At 38.6% G+C, this 20,316-nt stretch carries 14 protein-coding genes and 1 pseudogene; 3 read left to right on the top strand and 12 right to left on the bottom strand.

Features of this window, described 5'->3' with window-relative positions; genetic code table 11:
- Nucleotides 1-67: 67 nt before the first annotated feature.
- Together xylB and xylA are read right to left on the bottom strand one after the other, a co-directional pair.
- Nucleotides 68-1,567 carry a xylulokinase gene (gene xylB, locus AC0C66_RS01495; RefSeq protein WP_072183633.1) on the bottom strand — a complete coding sequence of 500 codons (1,500 nt, stop codon included), beginning with the start codon at nt 1,565-1,567 and terminating at the stop codon, nt 68-70.
- Nucleotides 1,568-1,738: 171 nt separating this feature from the next.
- Nucleotides 1,739-3,076, bottom strand: a complete 1,338-nt coding sequence (gene xylA / locus AC0C66_RS01490) for a xylose isomerase (RefSeq protein ID WP_472973474.1) — start codon at nt 3,074-3,076, stop codon at nt 1,739-1,741.
- 273 nt (nt 3,077-3,349) lie between these two features.
- On the opposite strand from xylA, the gene xylR reads away from it, so the two are divergent.
- The gene (xylR, locus tag AC0C66_RS01485) at nt 3,350-4,504 is read left to right on the top strand and encodes a transcriptional repressor XylR (protein ID WP_014113894.1); all 1,155 of its coding nucleotides are present in this window, start codon (nt 3,350-3,352) and stop codon (nt 4,502-4,504) included.
- A gap of 173 nt (nt 4,505-4,677) precedes the next feature.
- On the opposite strand, the gene xynB is transcribed toward xylR, so the two are convergent.
- Both xynB and AC0C66_RS01475 read right to left on the bottom strand, forming a co-directional pair.
- Complete coding sequence (gene xynB, locus AC0C66_RS01480; protein WP_472973473.1) at nt 4,678-6,279, bottom strand: xylan 1,4-beta-xylosidase; 1,602 nt, start codon at nt 6,277-6,279, stop codon at nt 4,678-4,680.
- A gap of 42 nt (nt 6,280-6,321) precedes the next feature.
- Entirely contained in the window at nt 6,322-7,713 is a 1,392-nt protein-coding gene (locus AC0C66_RS01475; protein ID WP_472973472.1) for an MFS transporter, read from the bottom strand.
- A gap of 514 nt (nt 7,714-8,227) precedes the next feature.
- On the opposite strand from AC0C66_RS01475, the pseudogene AC0C66_RS01470 reads away from it, so the two are divergent.
- Nucleotides 8,228-8,524: pseudogene (locus AC0C66_RS01470) on the top strand (thermonuclease family protein); the annotation flags it as partial.
- A gap of 857 nt (nt 8,525-9,381) precedes the next feature.
- On the opposite strand, the gene AC0C66_RS01465 reads toward AC0C66_RS01470, so the two are convergent.
- The 8 genes from AC0C66_RS01465 to spoVK all read right to left on the bottom strand — a co-directional run bounded on the left by AC0C66_RS01465 (nt 9,382) and on the right by spoVK (nt 18,680).
- Complete coding sequence (locus AC0C66_RS01465) at nt 9,382-10,140, bottom strand: hypothetical protein (RefSeq protein ID WP_114150519.1); 759 nt, start codon at nt 10,138-10,140, stop codon at nt 9,382-9,384.
- A 1,260-nt stretch (nt 10,141-11,400) separates the two neighbouring features.
- Nucleotides 11,401-11,820, bottom strand: a complete 420-nt coding sequence (locus tag AC0C66_RS01460; RefSeq protein WP_472973471.1) for a hypothetical protein — start codon at nt 11,818-11,820, stop codon at nt 11,401-11,403.
- Nucleotides 11,821-12,235: 415 nt separating this feature from the next.
- A complete protein-coding gene (locus tag AC0C66_RS01455; protein ID WP_079287787.1) occupies nt 12,236-12,706 on the bottom strand; it encodes a hypothetical protein in 471 nt (156 codons plus the stop codon).
- Nucleotides 12,707-13,123: 417 nt separating this feature from the next.
- A complete protein-coding gene (glnA, locus tag AC0C66_RS01450) occupies nt 13,124-14,458 on the bottom strand; it encodes a type I glutamate--ammonia ligase (protein ID WP_014113887.1) in 1,335 nt (444 codons plus the stop codon).
- A gap of 58 nt (nt 14,459-14,516) precedes the next feature.
- Entirely contained in the window at nt 14,517-14,924 is a 408-nt protein-coding gene (gene glnR / locus AC0C66_RS01445; protein ID WP_072183300.1) for a transcriptional repressor GlnR, read from the bottom strand.
- Between the two features lie 108 nt (nt 14,925-15,032).
- On the bottom strand, nt 15,033-16,298 hold the full coding sequence (locus AC0C66_RS01440; RefSeq protein ID WP_041907108.1) for a methionine gamma-lyase family protein: 1,266 nt from the start codon (nt 16,296-16,298) through the stop codon (nt 15,033-15,035).
- Nucleotides 16,299-16,315: 17 nt separating this feature from the next.
- Complete coding sequence (gene hflX, locus AC0C66_RS01435) at nt 16,316-17,578, bottom strand: GTPase HflX (RefSeq protein ID WP_072183298.1); 1,263 nt, start codon at nt 17,576-17,578, stop codon at nt 16,316-16,318.
- 133 nt (nt 17,579-17,711) lie between these two features.
- Nucleotides 17,712-18,680, bottom strand: coding sequence for a stage V sporulation protein K (gene spoVK / locus AC0C66_RS01430; RefSeq protein WP_061187517.1), 969 nt, complete (start codon nt 18,678-18,680; stop codon nt 17,712-17,714).
- Between the two features lie 818 nt (nt 18,681-19,498).
- Between spoVK and cwlC the strand changes: the two genes are divergently transcribed.
- Nucleotides 19,499-20,266 carry a sporulation-specific N-acetylmuramoyl-L-alanine amidase gene (cwlC, locus tag AC0C66_RS01425; RefSeq protein ID WP_461845567.1) on the top strand — a complete coding sequence of 256 codons (768 nt, stop codon included), beginning with the start codon at nt 19,499-19,501 and terminating at the stop codon, nt 20,264-20,266.
- Nucleotides 20,267-20,316: the final 50 nt, after the last annotated feature.

Raw genomic sequence — 20,316 nt, 5'->3', positions numbered from 1 at the left:
TTGTCGTTAATTGTTCTTTCGTTGATCTCCTGACAAAAAATACACTCTTTACGAGCCACACTTATGACTAGTTTTTTCGAAAGCTCTTCAAAGCTGCATTTAGATCCTTTGTGTGTGTGTAAATTTTCTTATACAACTCGAATAGTGTTTTATATTTTTGAACATTTTGTTGCTTTGGATAAAATGCAGCAGCCTCACGAATGAACTGCTCTGCACATTCTTCAAGGGATTCAAACCACCTACTCCCAAAGGCAGCTAGCATAGCAGCCCCCATGGCTGGGCCTTGTTCATTTTCTAACTGAATCACCCTTGCATTGAAAATATCAGCTTGCATTTGCAGCCACGTTTCATTTTTAGCTCCCCCACCAATTGAAACAACAGTATGAACTGATTTTCCTGCTTCGCGGAATAGCTCAACTGATTCATGTAAAGAGAATGTGATGCCTTCCATTATTGCCCTCGAAAAGTGCTCTCTTTTGTGGGATCCATCCATTCCGATCAAGCTTCCCCGAATAGAAGAATCTGCATGTGGCGTTCTTTCACCAACCAAATAAGGAGTGTATAGTAGTCCATTGGCTCCTATCGGAATAGATTCCACCCCCTGCAATAATTGCTCAAACGATTCGTTTGGTGCAAACGTTCTTTTAAACCAGTCCAAGCTGTATCCTGCAGCGAGCGTGACTCCCATCGTATAAAAAGAATCCTTTTTTCCATGATTAAAAAAGTGCACTTTCCCTTTAAAGTCTCTTTCTTTCCCCTCTTCGTAGGAAAGTATGACCCCTGACGTCCCAACACTGCATAATGTTTTGCCGGAAGAAAGAATCCCCGCTCCAATAGCACCGCAGGCATTATCTGCTCCCCCAGCGTACACTTTTGTTTTTTTCAATAGCCCTGTCTCCGCCGCAACGTTCGGAAGCAGCGATCCTACACATTCATGAGATTCAACAAGCGGAGGACAAATATCTGCAGAAATACCAAATTGATTGCAAATATCATCGCTCCACTCCTTGCGAGTAATATGTAAAAGTAAAGTTCCTGCTGCATCGGAGTATTCGGTGTGAATCGCACCAGTCATACGGAATCTCACATAGTCTTTCGGAAGCAAAAAAACAGCAGTTTTTTTAAAAAGTTCAGGTTCATGTTCCTTCACCCATAACATTTTAGGTAATGTAAACCCTTCTAGAACACGGTTTTTTGTGATGTCAAGCAGGTTATCGCCAAATTTCTCGGTTATCCTGATACATTGAGGCGTCGTTCTGGTATCATTCCAAAGAATGGCATTACGTAACACCTGACGATCTTTGTCAAGCAGTACTAACCCATGCATTTGTCCTGAATAGCTTATCCCGTCAATATCCTTGGCTTGAACATTGGATTTAGAAACCAATTCAGCCAATGCTTCAATTGTTTGCTGCACCCAGTCTTCAGGATTTTGCTCACTATATCCCACCTTCTCTTGGATGAGCGGATAACTTTTGGACGTTTCTGCACAAACCTTGCCGTTTTGATTGACTAGAATGGTTTTAACAGCACTCGTTCCAAGATCTATTCCAATGACATACTTCATTTTTTCACTCCTTAACCTTTTAAAAAACCATTCACTCTAAATAAATCCCAATTATAGAAATTACCCGTCATAACAATAAGAAATAGCAAAGGAATCATGACGGGTAGTTAGGTGACTTGGCTATCTTGCTATATCTTCTTATAGATGGATCTGGGGCTCCTCTTTCACCTGTTATACTTCTAAAATGTATTGGTTCAATATCGCTTTTAATCGCTCCTGTCTTCCAGATTCGTTTTTAATTGTTTTATTATTTAGCGCATATTGCTCAAGAGTATGGAAATTAGCTCTTCCTTCTGTAATTTCAAGACCAATTCCTTCAGTAAAACTGCGATAACGATGTTGAATCACATCTTCAAACACACGATCTTCGATTAATTTGTGGGCTACTTTCAATCCTCTTGCAAATGCATCCATCCCTGCAATATGGGCATATACTAAATCATCAGGCTCAAAAGAAGATCTTCTGACCTTCGCGTCAAAGTTTAATCCACCGCTTCCAAGGCCGCCATTTTGCAGGATTTCGTACATTGCTAAGGTCGTAGAATATAAATCTGTCGGAAATTCATCTGTGTCCCAGCCTAAAAGAGGATGCCCCTGGTTCGCGTCAACAGAGCCGAGAAGACCATGTACTCTTGCCATGCGTAATTCATGTTCGAATGTATGCCCGGCTAATGTGGCATGATTGGCTTCTAGATTTAATTTAAAATGATGGTCTAAGCCATATTGCTTCAAAAAGGCAATGGTTGTTGCTGCATCTGTATCATATTGATGGGTGGTCGGCTCTTTTGGTTTTGGTTCAATCAAAAACTGCCCTGTATACTCGATTTCCTTCGCATAATCTACTGCCATATGCATAAATCTTGCCAAATTTTCAAGCTCAAATTTTAAATCGGTATTTAACAATGTTTCGTATCCTTCACGGCCGCCCCAAAATACATAGTTCTCGGCGCCAAGCTCTTTTGCTGTTTCTAACCCTTTTTTTACTTGTGCTGCAGCATACGCAAACACATCTGCATTGCAAGAAGTCGCGGCACCATGGACGAAACGGGGATTTGTAAACATGTTCGCAGTATTCCATAATAACTTAACGTTGCTATTTCTCATGTAATCTTTAATCATGCCCACGATAATATCTAAATTTTGATTCGTCTCTTTTAACGTACTTCCTTCTGGTGCAATATCTCGGTCATGAAAAGCAAAAAATGGTGCATCTAGTTTTTCAAACATCTCAAATGCTGCTTCTACTCTCGCCCTAGCTAGATCCATGCCTTTATAGTGATCCCATGGTCTTTGCATTGTAGCTGCTCCAAAAACGTCTGTGCCATCAGCAGTAAATGTATGCCAATAGGCAATAGAAAATCGCAAATGCTCTTTCATCGTTTTTCCGCCGATTACTTCTTGAGGATTATAATATTTAAATGCTAAAGGATTAGTGGAAGCTTTCCCTTCGTAAACCACTTTGTTTACGCTTCCAAAATAGTTAACTGAACCAGAATGAGATTGAGCCATGTGATTTCCCCCTTAAAAATAAATTCAAAACATGATCATTTAAATACAGGCGCATTGTATGTCATATTGTAAGTAAGTTGTACATTAGTTTGTTGCCCAAACAAACTAACTTATTTTAATCTTATATAACCTCATCAGTATTTTCAATATTTTTTTAGTTATTTATGAACACATTCGATATAATAAAGGTAAGATTCGCTATGTACTATGTTTCATACTGAAAACACAAAAATTTCAACTTAATTTAAAGGTTATACAAATGGAGTGGATGAAGTGGATATCGCAGATCAAACCTTTGTCAAAAAAGTAAATCAAAAGTTATTATTAAAAGAAATACTTAAGAATTCACCTATTTCAAGAGCAAAATTATCTGAAATGACTGGATTAAATAAATCAACTGTTTCATCACAGGTTAACACGCTGATGAAAGAAAATCTTGTATTTGAGATAGGTCAGGGACAATCAAGCGGCGGAAGAAGACCTGTCATGCTTGTTTTTAATAAAAAGGCAGGATACTCCGTAGGAATAGATGTTGGTGTGGATTATATCAATGGCATTTTAACAGACCTTGAAGGAACGATCATTCTTGATCAACACCACCATTTGGAATGCAATTCTCCAGAAATAACGAAAGACATTTTAATTGATATGATTCATCACTTTATTACGCATATGCCACAATCTCCGTACGGGCTTATTGGTATAGGCATATGCGTGCCTGGACTAATTGATAAAAATCAAAAAATTGTTTTCACTCCGAACTCCAACTGGAGAGAAATTGACTTAAAATCTTTCATACAAGAGAAGTTCAATGTGCCTGTTTTTATTGAAAATGAGGCAAATGCTGGTGCATATGGAGAAAAAGTATTTGGTGCTGCAAAAAATCACGATAACATTATTTATGCAAGTATCAGTACAGGTATAGGGATCGGTGTTATTATCAACAATCAATTATATAGAGGGGTAAGCGGATTCTCTGGAGAAATGGGACATATGACAATAGACTTTAATGGCCCTAAATGCAGTTGCGGAAACCGAGGCTGCTGGGAATTGTATGCTTCAGAGAAGGCTTTATTAAAATCTCTTCAGACTAAAGAGAAAAAAGTGTCCTATCAAGATATCATAGACCTCGCCCATCTGAATGATATCGGCACCTTAAATGCATTACAGAATTTCGGATTCTATTTAGGAATAGGCCTTACCAATATTCTTAATACATTCAATCCACAAGCCATCATTTTAAGAAACAGCATAATTGAATTGCATCCTATGGTTTTAAATTCAATTAGAAGTGAAGTGTCGTCCAGGGTTTATCCCCAATTAGGCAATAGCTATGAATTATTACCATCTTCCTTAGGAAAGAATGCACCGGCATTAGGGATGTCTTCCATTGTTATTGAACATTTTCTAGATATCGTTAAAATGTAATTCATTATTAAAATGTACAAATCTCTATGTTCTACGCTCATCTTCAAAGATGAGTTTTTTGTTTTGTTATTTTAATGTTGAATAGGACAATTTTGTTAAGGAATATTTACGTATGATACCTTCTCATATGAAAAAGGAGTCCTAAAATAGAAGTCTCCTTTTTCACGTACAAATTATTTTTCTTTATAGCGAAAATATTTAAAGTCGGCCGGAATATGATTACCACTGGTATCTTGACATTGCATCCCTACAAAGGCTCCTGTAAAGAACCCTCCTCCCCGGATGTAATCATCAGATAATTTTTTCGATTCCAATGCAATGTTAATTTTGTGCCAATCTTCCTTGTTAAAAGAATAGAAATAATAATATTTTTCCTTTTCAATATTTACTCTTAAATATACATACTTTACTTCACGAGGAATAACAATTTTATTTTTTAATGGTTGTGAAAAAGAAAAGTTATCACATATTGTTAATTCAAGAATCCGGCCAAGTTCTTCATCATGCGTGACTTGAAGAGCCGTCCAGTTCTCTGTATTGTAATAGTTCACCAATCCAGCGGCTTGTTGAAAATTCTCCGGATAAAACTCAATAGCAGTTTCCGCTTCAAAATGGAGACTTTGCCAACGTCTTGCTACAAATGCCTGAGTAAATGTCGAGGTTAATGATTCATGACCGAATAATCGCAAATGACTTGGCACTTGAGTCAATGAACCTAATTCATTCGTAAACGGGATCCTTAAAGTTTGAAAATTAATATTTAATTTCGAATCCTCAAATTCATCAACTTCCGGGTACGTTGCTGGAAACATTTTTTCGGGTATAGAAGTCGCTTCTACCTCCAAGCTTCCTTCTTTTCCACCTACTACATAAGGCCATTCATCTTTCCAATAGAGTTTTTGAATAGCTGTTTCTCTGCCTAAAGGACAATATCCTCTTTGCTGAAAAATTGAATCATCGTCAGGATGAATAGGACGTCCCGTTAAATGAGCCAAATACCACTCACCTGTATGTGTTTGAACAATCGATGCATGTCCACATTTTTGCAGTGGATTTCCTGGATCATGCCATGACGTTAGGATTGGATTATCGGGATGAACTTCATATGGGCCTTCAATATTTGTAGAACGGGCAATTGTAGCAGCATGTTCGAACCGTGTTCCTCCTTCTGCAGTTAATAAATAATAATAGTTCCCGATATGATAAAGGTGCGGAGCTTCTGTTAGTTTTCTATCAGTTCCTTTAAATATAACTTTCGGTTTACCGATTAATTTTTGCTCCTTATCAGAATACTCCTGTATGACAATTCCTCCAAATGAGTGCCGATCAATACGCTGATCCCATAACATATTTAATAAATATTTTTTTCCATCCGTATCATGGAACAAAGAAGCATCAAACCCCGAACTATTTAATTTAATCGGCTCCCCCCAATCACCATTAATGGTTTCACAAGTAACTAAATAATTGTGACAATCTTTCCAAGCGCCATCTACTACCTTAACATCCGTATAGATCAGCCAAAACTTTCCGTCACTATAACTTAAACATGGTGCCCAAACCCCGCCTGAATTAGGGTTCCCTTTCATGTCTAATTGTGAAACTCTCTGTAATGGATGTGCGACTAAGTGCCAATTCACTAAATCTTTTGAATGGTGTATCTGGACACCTGGAAACCACTCAAATGTAGACACAGCGATATAATAATCCTCTCCTGCCCTACAAATACTTGGATCGGGATTGAATCCTTTAAGTACTGGATTGATAATCTTCATTTGGAACTCCTCCTCAGCTATTTTCTTTTGACTCATTATTTCTTAAGCCTTGAAATCATCAATATGATCCAAATAAACTTTATCTCTATTCTCTAATTCTCGTACCATGTTTTTATATTTTTTCTCGTCTAAATTATAGAAATTAATATCAATCATGGCTAGAACCAGCAAAAACACTGGAATAATGGTTGTTGTAATTAAAATTCCCGTTAATGCCTCCGGAGTTTGTGCCTGATTTGCCACATACCCAAATTTGTCTAGAACCAGCCCAGGAATAACTCCTCCCAGGGCCATACCAAACTTAAAGAAAAATCCGATGATAGCGTATATGAGCCCACCCATTCTTTTCCCAGTCCTGTACTCTCCATATTCTATTGTTTCAGGAATGAGCGCCCACATATATCCTCCGGCAGTGAGACTTCCAGCAGCAGCGATTAATCGAAAGAAAAGTATGAGGTATACATTACTTGGCGGAACAAACAGTAAAGCTAAGAGGCCGATAATATTCAGTAATAATGCATAGTTTAGTAATTTCTTCTTCCCCAATAATTGATGTAGCTTTGGAATAAACGGTAAAATGACCAAAGCGGGCAAACTTCCTATCAAACCGTACCACTTCACTAAATCCTCTCTTTCTAAGTTATACGTTACGTAATAAATGCCAACCGAATTACTGATTGAATTCACTCCAAAAATAATAATAAAGAAAATACTTAATACAACAAGTGGACGATTAACACGAAATTGCTCAAATATATCAGATAATTTAATTTTCTCTTCAGATTTTTGAAGAGTGACACGCTCTTTTGTGCTTTTAAAACAAAAGATTAAAAGGCCCCCGCCTATCATTCCCAAAATACCCATGGTTAGTTGCCAGCCAAGAGATTCGTTGCCGGAAGTATCGCTTAAATAGGCAGCCAGTAAGGGAACAAAAAATGCAACGACAAGTCCCCCAAGATTCGCAAATAACATACGGACAGATGTTATACTAACAACTTCTTGATTATTTCTAGTCATTGCAGAAGTTAACGCGCCATATGGAACGTTTATCATTGTGTATGTAAGCGACAAGCCAACATAGGTCATATAGGCATATATTAATTTCCCCATATCCGAAAAATCTGGGGTTGTAAAACAGAGTATTGCCAGTATGACAAATGGAAAAGCTCCGAATAAAAGATACGGTCTAAAGCGTCCAAACCTGCTATTCGTTCTGTCAACTATTGTTCCAATAAAAGGATCAGCAAGAGCGTCGATTATTCTAACCACCAAGAACATAGTACCGGCTGTTGCTGCCGATAAACCAAATACATCTGTATAGAAAAACAAAAGATAAGTAGACACTGTTGCATAAATTAAATTACATGCAAAATCTCCAGACGCATATCCAACTTTTTCAACCATGCTAATCTTCTTTACATTTTCATTGAGCATGATTTCTCCCCTTTTCGATCCTTTAATAAGGAACAGTATGAAATGGTATAACAATTCCCTTAAACTTATGGACAGGAAGTGTTTATAAAAGCGCTTTCAAAGAGAATTATAGTGATTTACGTTCACAGAGCATTTTCATCATCTAAATGGTGATCAACAAGCAGTAAACTCATCTTTTTTCGTCATACCTTATATGCCTAAAAAGGATAAAAGCCTCTTTCTTCCGCTTCTTATATTGTTAAGCTCCAAATAAATCGAGCCTCTCATCCCCCTTCCATCCATATTTAGCAAGAACTTTACCGATGGTCAATTAAAGTTCATCTCATTAGTTTGTTGACTGAACAAACTAACTTGATTTAATATTATAAAATCCTTTTGACTTTTTCAACATCTTTTTCAGAAAATTTAAATCAGCCTGCAAGAAATATGTCGGTAATTGCCTTCTTTTTATACATTCCTTTTCTCAAATATTTAAGAAATGTCACGTACCAATTAATGAAGCCAAGTCCTTCTTGATACAGTTCGCTTCTTACTCGCAAACACTCCTAAGACTAAGAAACCAGTGGCAAAGATGCACCTAAGCGAAACAAGGAATTGGTTAGCAGCGATAAGATTGCAATTGAAGTTTGATGAAGGTGATCGCAGAGATAAAAATGTGAAGAAGTCAGCTCACGCTTATGTTGATGGAAAATCTGTCCAAGAGACTGAATAAAGGGGCAAGAGTAGCGTATGTATACGAGCCTAACACCAAATACATAGATCAATTTAAGAAAAATGAACAAGAAGCAAATCAGAGAAGCTTTCAATTTAGAGTAAGAATGGAATGTAGCTGATCGGAGATGTAATGGCTGTGTGAAACACAAAAACACTGCTGTTAAAAAGCAACAACGTCACAGAATAAGACTCAAAAAAATGGAGTCACTTCCACTGAAAGTGACAATAAAGCCTCTTCCCCTCAGCATCAACTGGAGAAATAGACTAATGGGCATCGAATTTGAAATTTAAGACTGTCATAAAGAGGCCCTATTTGATCATCAACTTTTCTTGTGTTTATTCACACTTTTCATCATTTGATATCCACTTGTTAGCCCGTACATCCAATGACTAATAGTCATGATGAATAACAAAGCATGAAGGTACATTGTATAACTTCCAGCTTATTTCCAACATTATAAAACCACTCTGTAAAATGCTTTATGTTCTACCCTTTCTATTTCAACATCATTGTTTTCATAAAACTCATCAAAAATCTTTTTATTTTCCCTACATAGTTGAAAATATTTAATAATCAGATATTATTTCAGTGAAAATTGTTTTGCCTCCCCCTTCATAGAAAACTTCACTTGCTTACCTATTCATTGAAAACAGCTTAATTGAATTCAAAACCTTATTGGACCATTAAAGGTCAGGTCATATAATCCGGTATCAACATGAAATTTATATTAGTGTTTTTTTGCTTAATTTTATTTTAAGTAGGAGAGTTTCCTCTCCTACAATATGGCTGCTACTAATGTTCTTCAGTTCGTTTATGAAATACACGAACGATGATAGCCGCTATGAAGAATAATGCGAACAATCCAAAAGCCATTGATCCATTCTTAAAGACGATCCCAAAAATCAACAATGCACAACCAGACAAAATAAATAGTATTTTACTTAAGATATTGATCATTTACACTTCTCCATACAGTCAAAGAATGCATTAACACCAATGATTCCTGCAGTATTTACACAAGCATAGCAAGCAGTTCCTGCTGTTGCTGGGACACCAGCTGTACATGCAGCACCACATAATATAGCTAAGCCCGTGATTGCCCATTGGCTAATATTTTTATCACCTAAACAATCAGATACACACCCAGTCCAACTCTGGGTACTCATCATGTTTGTTGACCCTGTTTCATTGTCTGAAGATTTTTCTGTTTCAAAGACTCCTGACTTGTCTTCGTCTATTACTCCATTAACCCAATATGTCATTTCGTTTTGTGTGCTGCTGATCTTCTTCATATCAACTTCATAGTATTCTTCAATATTCATATCGCTATCAAATGAAACATTGAATGAACTAACTCTATCAACTTTTTCAGTGTCCACGTATAGATAAGAAACTGAATAAGTGACTGTGCCATCATCATAGTTAATAGCTCTAACTGATTCATTATCAAATACTTTTTCATTTGACTTGTGATATGTAATGTCTCCATTTTCAATTGCTTTTTCAGCTTTTAAAAGAAGCTTTTCCTTATTATCATCGCTTACATCAATCGTATGGTCTGCAATAAATTCCGCCTCTGTTTTTACCTTATCCTTGTCGATATTATCTGTTGAAATTGTACTCTTTGCATCACTGTTTTGCGGAAATGTTGCAAAAGCCAGTACAAATACGGCAACTAATGCTAGGATCGTTCGAAAAAAAGACTTGTTCATTAAAATAACCCCTTTGTAAAAAAACTCTCACCTTGCATACATACTTATCAAACAGACAATCTCATAAATCACCTTCTTTCTTTAATAAATGCTACCAATCATATAAATATTTGTTAAGAAACAAAGGCGATTTTAATTAATAAGTATCACAGGTTTCGTTAAATCAAAGGGATAATTACTCACCTTTATAAACAACTTATGTAATATTGTAATTCATTTGATTTAGTAAAAATCTCATCGAATCTCTTTTCAAAAGTTTTTCATTGTCCTACTGTTATTGTAGTCAGCTCATTTTCCAAGTAAATCAACGTTAATTCGTTTAATGGTCAGAAGTCCTACTCAATATGTAGGCCTTTCTTTAGTTTTCATCTTTATTTCTTTATATTCCGGTTCTGTTCAGTCCAATTTTACAAGAGAGTATCTTTAGCCTATGGAATAAAAAATCAAATTGTTGCAAACTTGTGGGAGGTCATTCTTTATTGGAGTGATAACATGATAAGCGAAGAAATGAAAGGTTATATCATTGCCGGTTTAGTGTTATTAGGAATTGCTGTTGCCGCAATTTTAATGTCATTACTTTGTATTCTTAAAATAATTAAGATCGTCAAAAAGAATATACACAACATCGATTAGTTTACAATATTTGTATACCTATTCAGAATTGAAATGAAGAAAATTACAAACAGGAGAACCGAATAAAGAAATGAAGATTTGCAACTATCATTTTTGCTATCTCTGTTTGAGCTCTTGTTGTTGCAAACCATATTCATGGAAACTAACGCTCCTGCCGCTTCCGAAAAGAAGTAAGTCCCAATTGGAAATATCTTTGTCAATTGAACTAGGAAAAGTTTGAACCATGATGACGTAGTCGGTCGTCCTAAAAAATGACGGCTATAATGAAAAATCAAATTACAGGTATAGCCACTCCATCAAAGCCAATTAAAATAGGCAGTATGAATTTTTATATTGCCGAAGGTGATATTCTAGAAGTTCAGTCAAATGACGATGCATAATCACTTTACTTTAATAAGCAGGATAAAGTTCGCGCTGTTGTACTCAATATGAAAGCACTTAAGATGTAACGTTTTAATCCTAATCAGGCTGTTATTATTACAGATACAGAAGAACATCTAGTATCACAAATGCGAAACTAGGGGGGAGACTTTTTGGGAAAGGTTAAAAGACTTTCTAGTTACTTAAAAATAATACAGCAAATGTTAGCTATTCACTAAAAACTGAACTTACATTGAAGTTTCCTTTTTATTTCGCGGATTGTTTGTCATATTGTAAATATATTAGCATCTCTTCAATTTCTTTCTCTAGCTCATTGTTCTTTACATCAAATAATGTTCCCCTACCAGTTCCTTTAAATCCACCGTAGTAATACCATAAATCAATTGTAAAAGCGTCTAAATCTTCATCATGGGCTGCCACAGTTCCATAATTAATTGTTATCTGGGAACGGTATTCTTTTTCCAAGCACCTCTCAGCTGTTAAATCACTTAACACATCTCCATCTATGTCTCTACAAATTTTGATACTAAGGTTACGTTTGCCCTGACTTCCAAAAACATCTGTGTATTTACGTTGCAGTTTTTCTGCAACTACTTCTCCTAAGCCTTCCAACGCATATATTTTTTGTTTTAATTCTAGATTTATATCCTTCTCTAAAATATGCAAATAGCCATCAGTGTTTGGACTTTGATTTTTCTGTTTCTTGAATAAACGTCTTAATAGCTTTCCACACAGTGTTGTCCTCCTTACAGTTTAAACGCCAGAAAGAATGTGAGGGAAGTCTCTGGCCTATGGTGGCTGATATACCAACTATGATATATACAGGATATTTTATATTCGGGATGTTATCAAAACTGCTTAGATAGCGAGTTTTCAGGAGGGCCAATACATAAAATCATTTTATGAAGATTAGGCTGGCATTGCTGACCAATCGATTGATCGAATTGTTAAAATTGCTTTTTTAACGAGTGTATTCCTGATATCTCGGGTGAAGGCGACTTATCAGATGCCTACATGGAAGAATCTTAGAACATTGCTACAAACTTATGTTTGTTGTTGGAACAAAAGAGAATAAGAGAAATTAATTCTGTATTAGTTTTTTCAATATGTTAATTTTACTTTGGTCTTTATGATTCTTCTTTGTTCTTCTATACCCATCTAAAAAAGACTTATTATAAACCTTGAGGTAATCATCAATAGTTAACAAATGATATTTCGCTCCGTCATCTTCAAAAACCTCTAGGTTATTATAGTCTACATCTGCAAATGGTTTTAAATCCTCAATGTAAGCAATGCCTATTTTAGTATTAGTTTTCCTAAATTCATGCTCATGTAAATCAACCATTTTGTATCCTTGCAGTTCCATAACTTTTTTTAGTTTTTCCCACTTTTCCTCTAAAAAAAATAAAGGAATAAGGATATCAATATCTTCTGGGGAAAAGTCCAACCCAGTTACCTTTTCAAGACCTAAAGAGCCATATAATAATGGAATTATGTCTAACTCTTTATTAAAAGTTTTAGCTATATTTATAAATTCATTATACAATTTCATTTTATGTAACACCTCTATTTAAGAATCAATTGTCCCTTGAAGTTTCTTAAGCCCTCAAATTCTTCCTTATGGTAATTATCTTATCTCAAAAACTCATTTGAACCCTTTGGAATTTTTTCTCACAAAAAAATTAAGCATTAGTACATTCACCATTTTCCGCTGATATGAAATATAATCAAGAACGTTTAGATCATAAAAGCATGATGGTGACTGCCTATGTTTATTCACTTATTAGTAAGAAGCTCGACCAAAATCGAATTAATTTACGAGAAATACGTGTCCTCAATTGTGGATTTAGATTCATAACTTCAAATATTTTTGGTCATATTTTGGTCAATGACCAAAAATGCTAATTTTCCTTCTATCGATCAAATCAAAAAAATCCCCTGACACTAATAGTGCCAAGGGATTGAAAGATTAATACTGAGACATATACTGTTCGCGTTCCCAAGGATGTACTTGCGTGCGGAACATATCCCACTCGATTTCTTTTGCTTCGATGAAGTGTTCGAAGAGGTGCTCGCCCAGTGCTTTGACCATGACTTCGTTTGATTTGAATTCTTCTAGCGCTTCCGCAAGTGTTGCTGGAAGGTCAACGATTCCGTTTTCCATGCGCTCTTCTTTGCTCATCACATAGATGTTGCGGTCGATTGGAGCTGGCGCTTCCAGTTTGTTTTTGATTCCATCTAAGCCTGCAGCAAGCAATACGCTAAGTGCAAGGTACGGGTTAGCAGCTGGATCTACGCTGCGGACTTCAACGCGTGTACTGATGCCGCGGGAAGCCGGGATACGGATAAGCGGGCTTCTGTTTTGCGCGCTCCATGCAACGTAGCAAGGTGCTTCATAGCCAGGAACAAGACGTTTGTAAGAGTTTACTGTCGGGTTTGTTACTGCTGTAAAGCTTGTTGCGTGCTTCACAATACCTGCAATGAAGTGTTTCGCTGTTTCACTTAACTGAAGATCTGCGTTTTCGTCATAGAATGCGTTAACACCATTTTTGAAGAGTGATAGATTGCAGTGCATACCGGAACCGTTCACACCGAATAATGGTTTTGGCATAAATGTCGCATGCAGGCCGTGTTTGCGGGCAATTGTTTTGACAACAAGTTTAAACGTTTGGATGTCGTCACAAGAGCGGACTGCACCAGCATATTTAAAGTCGATTTCGTGCTGGCCAGGTGCTACTTCGTGGTGAGACGCTTCGATTTCAAAGCCCATCTCTTCAAGCTCAAGAACGATATCGCGGCGGCAGTTTTCTCCCAAGTCAGTTGGAGCCAAGTCGAAATATCCGCCTTTGTCGTTTAGTTCAAGCGTCGGCTCGCCTTTTTCGTCTAATTTGAATAAGAAGAATTCAGGCTCAGGCCCGAGGTTGAAATCACTGAAGCCGAGGTCTTCCATTTCTTTCAGAATCCGTTTTAAGTTGTTTCGCGGGTCACCTTCGAAAGGTGTGCCATCCGGATTGTAGATATCACAGATGAAACGTGCTACTTTACCTTTTTCAGCTGTCCATGGGAAGATAACAAATGTATTCAGATCTGGATACAGGTACATGTCTGACTCTTCGATGCGAACGAATCCTTCAATAGAAGAACCGTCAAACATGACTTTATTATCAAGCGCTTTTTCAAGCTGGCTTACAGGAATCTCAACATTCTTGATTGTCCCAAGAATGTCAGTAAATTGAAGACGGATATACTTCACGTTTTCTTCTTTTACTAATTTTACGATATCTTCTCTAGTGTACTTTGCCATTTCGTAAAACTCCTCCTCTTAAAAGGTAAATGTATATAGCAAAACAGTTGCTAACGGATTAATGAAAGAAGCGGGACATGTCGCCTTGGCGGAATGTATTCCCTCTTTGAAAACGGCCGGCTTGCATGAGCTCGTTTTTCAGGAGCTGTCTCAGTTCGTCATCGGACAGATCATGTTTCATTGGTCTTTTCGTCTTCTCGTTTTGTTTTTGCTCCGGCTCGGCTTCCGCTTTCGCCAGAATCTGTTTAATTCCTGCCATGTTTACACCTTGTTCTATCAGGTGCTTGATTTCTAACAGTTTATCTACATCATGAAATGAAAATAATCGTCTATTCCCTTCACTTCTGGCTGGAAATATCAATCCATTTTCCTCATAATATCGAATTTGTCTTGCTGATAACTCCGTTAACTGCATGACAATTCCTATTGGAAATAAAGGCATTGAGCGGCGAATATTATCACTCATCTCAATTTCCTCCTTTTCTTAACTTAGTTTCATTATAGGTGATGTTATATTATGTGTCAATACGATGTAAGGATTCTTAACATGAATTCAGTGAAATTTTTAAAAAATTTAAATTAATTGCTTTTCCATGAGTGAATCCACTGCACTGCATATGGCATTCTTCACATGCGAATAGGTTAATCCACCCTGAACATACGCTACATACGGCGGGCGGATAGGGCCATCTGCTGATAATTCGATGCTTGCTCCTTGAATAAATGTGCCTGCTGCCATAATGACATCATCTTCGTATCCCGGCATGTAGGCTGGATAAGGCGTCACGTGGGCATTGATCGGCGATGCATATTGAATGGCCTGGCAAAAGGCAATCATCTTTTCTCTGTCAGAAAACTCAACGGATTGTATCAAATCTGTTCTTTTCGCATCCCATTTCGGGTTTGAAGTGAAGCCCAGTTTTTCAAGGAATCTCGCTGTAAACACCGCTCCCTTTAAGCTTTGTGATACAACGTGAGGCGCCAAAAAGAAGCCTTGATACATTTCTTGGAGCGAGTAGAGAGATGCTCCTGCTTCTCTGCCGATACCAGGTGACGTCATACGGTAAGAGCAAGCTTCAATCCATTTCGCTTTTCCGACGAGATAGCCCCCTGTTTTCGCAAGACCGCCGCCGGGATTTTTAATGAGAGATCCCGCCATCAGATCGGCTCCGACATGGCAAGGCTCAAGCTCTTCCACAAATTCTCCGTAACAGTTGTCCACAAAGACGATCAGGTTTTCATTGATTTCTTTTACAAAACGGATCATCTCTTTTATTTCACTAATTAAGAAAGAAGGACGATTTGCATATCCTTTTGAGCGCTGAATGCCGATTACTTTCGTCTTCGGATTGATCGCAGCGGCGACTGCATCATAGTCAATTTTTCCGTCTTCCGTCAGATCAACCGCATTGTAGCCGATTTGAAAATCCTTTAACGATCCAGCGTTTTCTCCGCCTCTGACGCCTACAATTTCTTCTAGCGTATCATATGGCTTGCCCGTTATATAAAGAAGCTCGTCCCCCGGCCTGAGAACACCGAACAAAGCAATCGAGATGGCATGCGTGCCTGAGATAATTTGCGGCCTTACAAGTCCCGCTTCTCCGCCAAACACATCCGCATAAATGCTTTCAAGCGTGTCTCTTCCGATATCATCATAGCCGTATCCAGTAGACGGCGTGAAATGAGTGTCGCTTACTTTGTGTTTTCTATAGCTTTGAAGCACTCTCCATTCATTGCGCTCGCTAATTTCTTCTATTTGTTTATGAACACCGGCAATGTCCGCTTCCACTTCCATTGCCGTTTTTTTCAATAACTCTCCGTGTGTTAATGTGTCAAACATGTTTTTGAATTTCCTTCCTACATATACTTCTTTAATTCACCAATGATGCTTTGCTCTTCTTGTACATAGCCTGATATGTCGTACCGTTCATTTTCTTCATTAAAATAGAAGCGGTCAACCATCGTTTCCGATTTGATTCTCGAAAGGAGCTTGCCTTCACTTGCCGGCACATGCGCTTCAAAATACGTTAACAGCTCTTGGCGCAAATAGCGTTGAATCGTTTCTTTAAACGTTTCAGCGTCTTCCTCAAATTTCGCACTGACCATAATGTGATCCTTTCCGGCGGACGGAATAAAATCAGGCAGCTTTTGATCTCGCTTATTGTAAGCCGTCAGCATCGGGATGTCATCGGCTTTAAGCTCCTCAAGCAACCGAAGCACCGTTTTTTCGTGTCCCGGGTAATCCTCATTTGAGGAATCAATTAAATGCAGAATCAAATCCGCTTCTTTGACTTCCTCAAGCGTTGACCGGAATGCAGCAATCAATGTCGTCGGAAGATCCTGAATAAATCCTACTGTATCTGACAGAAGCACGCTGTACCCGCTTGGCAGGACCATTTTTCTGGTCATCGGGTCCAGTGTGGCAAACAAGAGATCTTCTTCATAGCTGTCAGCACTTGTCAGGCGATTGAACCATGTTGATTTCCCCGCGTTTGTATATCCGACAAGCGCAATTTGAAGCACACCGTTTTTCTTTCTTCTTTCACGGTATCGGCTTCTATGGCGAATAACAGTTGAAAGCTGTGTGTTGATTTCGTGAATGCGATTTCTGATATGGCGGCGGTCAGTTTCTAGTTTCGTTTCCCCGGGACCTCTCGCCCCAATTCCACCGCCTTGCCGGGAAAGATTGATCCCTTGCCCCGTCAGGCGCGGAAGTGCATATTGCAGCTGAGCCAGCTCAATTTGAAGTTTGCCTTCTCTCGTTCTCGCCCGCTTAGCGAAAATATCTAATATCAATTGTGTACGGTCAATCATCTTCACTTCAATTGCTGTTGCTAATGACTTCAGCTGACTTGGCGACAGCTCATCATTAAAGATGAGGAGATCAGCTTCAAGCTCTTCCACCAGTGCCTTCAGCTCTTCTACCTTCCCTTTTCCTATATATGTAGCGGCGTCAGCCCTGTTCCGTTTTTGTGTGACGCTGGTCAATACTTTTCCGTCTGCTGTTTTTGTCAGAGATGCAAGCTCTTCCATAGAATTTTCAAAATGCTCATCCGTGATATGCGGCAGCTGACATCCGACTAAAATAGCTTTTTCCTGTCTTGTTTCCTGTTCGTTCAAATGGATGTTCCTTTCTTTTGCATATTGGGCAGTAGTATTATCATACCAAACCCTGCATGTGTATACCACAAATCGATTGCTTTGAAAAGCAAGAAATACAAGCAAAAAACAGACCTCTCGAAAACCGAGAGGTCTATGCAGAGCCAGATGCTTCTTCTTTAATGGAAAGATCTTGGCTTTTAATGGTCATTAAATCACTTTTTAAGTATTGATCGCCCATTAAAAGCCTCATGGCTTGCGCTCTGATTGATTTTTCGATCACATTTCTGACAAAACGGCCATTGCTGAATTTAATGGGACTTGTCGTACTTTTGACTGTCATTAAGTAATCTTTCAATTTCCATTCTGCTTCTTGGCTGAGCTGGTATTCCCTATCAGCGATCATGCGTTTCGCAATCTCCATGAGCTGTGTGACAGAATAATCCGGAAAATCAATGGAGATAGGAAATCTTGATTGGAGACCGGGATTTAATGAGAGAAAATGATCCATTTCACGAGAATATCCGGCAAGGATCAAAATAAACTCATGCTGTTTGTCTTCCATATGCTTTACGAGCGTGTCGATCGCTTCTTTTCCAAAGTCCTTTTCGCCTCCTCTTGCCAGCGAGTAGGCTTCGTCTATAAACAAAATGCCGCCTAATGACTTTTTGATTAAATCTCTCGTCTTTTGGGCGGTGTGGCCGATATATTCCCCGACCAGATCAGCCCGCTCCGCTTCTATCAGGTGACCTTTTGACAGGACATTCATTTCAAAGAACAGCTTGCCGATCAGCCGTGCAACCGTCGTTTTTCCTGTTCCCGGATTTCCTTTAAACATCATGTGCAGCGCTTGCTTCCCCACCTTCAAGCCTTGCTCCGCGCGTTTCTGGTTCACAAAAATCCAGGCGTATATTTCCTTGATGTTGCGTTTCATTTCCTCCATCCCAACCAGTGCGCTCATCTCTTTTTCGATTTCCTTCAAAATGCCGTGCTTTGCTTCGTTTTTTTGCAATGCAGCTTGATATTCCGCCTCTGCCTCAGCATTCGTCAGCACCTGCTTTTGCCCGTTAAGAATAATGTTGATCTGTCCGTTGTTTTTATATGTCACAGCGCGCTCCAACATTTTCACCTCTCTGTTCTCTCTATATGATATTCAAGCGGATGCCGTTTGTGACAAACGCCTATCATGTGTCGAAACAATTGCTTTTTTCGGGAATGATAAGGAATTTTGCGCTTTCCCGAGAAATACTTTATTTCTTATTGTATTCACGGACATGGGGTGGACAAACCAAGAGATTTTGTTTTTAACAATTTTGTAAGGAACACTGAGCGATGAATATGGTGATATGCCTTTGACATATAAATCTCTTTATCACGGACACTTCCTATATCGCTTTTAACAGCTCAAACGAATCTCTCAGCGGAAGATCCCCTCCTAAGCTGTGTTCTTTGTCCGTTGCTCACCCTGTTTGGCATGACACTTCGGTTTTGAACAGGGAGCGAGCCAAAAATACGAATCGATCACACCTGTCAGCATATGGATCGCGGTTAATTTGCTGTTCTCATTCGCTTAAGATACCTGAGACATTTCTTTTTCTTCTATTAATAAAGAGATGTCTTCAGCGACACGTTTTCCCTCCCTTTTTCTTCTCAGCATATGAAAGGAGCTTTGCGTATGAATTTACGTTCCGAATGCCTGACGCAAAACCGAAGACCAGACGGAATCAGTTGAAATAAAGCCGAACCCATAATTCTCACAAACAAATAACATATTCACATTTTTCATTCAGATAGAATCTGCTGTCGCTTCATGTTGAATTGTGCGCTTTCCCGAGAAATAATTTCCTCATTTGAAAGGGTTATTTCCTCATTTTTCAGACGAATGATAATCGTACAAGCAGGAGCCGTGCTTTTTCATATCCTGTAATGAGGTGATGAAGAATGGTTAAGATTTTTATTGATCCTGGCCATGGCGGGTCTGATCCAGGCGCAACAGGAAATGGCCTTCAAGAAAAAACGTTAACCCTGCAAATCGCTTTAGCTTTACGTACGATATTGACAAATGAGTATGAAAGCGTTTCTTTGCTGCTGAGCCGGACAAGCGACCAATATGTCAGCTTAAGCGACCGGACAAACGCTGCAAATAACTGGGGAGCAGACTTCTTTTTGTCCATTCACATTAATTCCGGGGGCGGCACAGGTTTTGAAAGCTATATTTACCCGGGTGTCGGTGCCCCGACGACGACTTACCAATCGGCAATTCACTCTAATGTGATACAAGCTGTCGACTTTGCAGACCGCGGCAGAAAAACAGCAAACTTCCACGTTCTAAGGGAGTCGGCAATGCCTGCCCTATTAACCGAGAACGGCTTCATTGATACCGTTGCGGATGCAAATAAGCTGAAAACAAACAGCTTTATTCAAAGCTTAGCGAGAGGCCATGCAAACGGGCTGGAGCAAGCCTTTAGCCTTAAAAAGACATCCAGCTCAGGGTTATATAAGGTTCAAATTGGCGCATTTAAAGTCAAAGCGAATGCGGACTCACTTGCAAGCAGAGCCGAAGCTAAAGGCTTTGACACGATTGTCCTTTTAAAGGATGGATTATACAAAGTACAAATTGGCGCATTTTCATCCAAAGACAATGCAGGCGCTCTTGCTGCCAGAGCAAGAAATGCCGGCTTTGACGCTATTGTGATTCTAGAATCATAGTCTAAACGCGGACGAACGTCTCATAAAAAAACCCGGCTCCTCATCACGAG

The organism is Bacillus sp. VA13 (assembly GCF_055710085.1).
The sequence above is the reverse complement of the archived record's forward strand: the minus strand, read 5'-3'. Positions and strand labels throughout refer to the sequence as shown.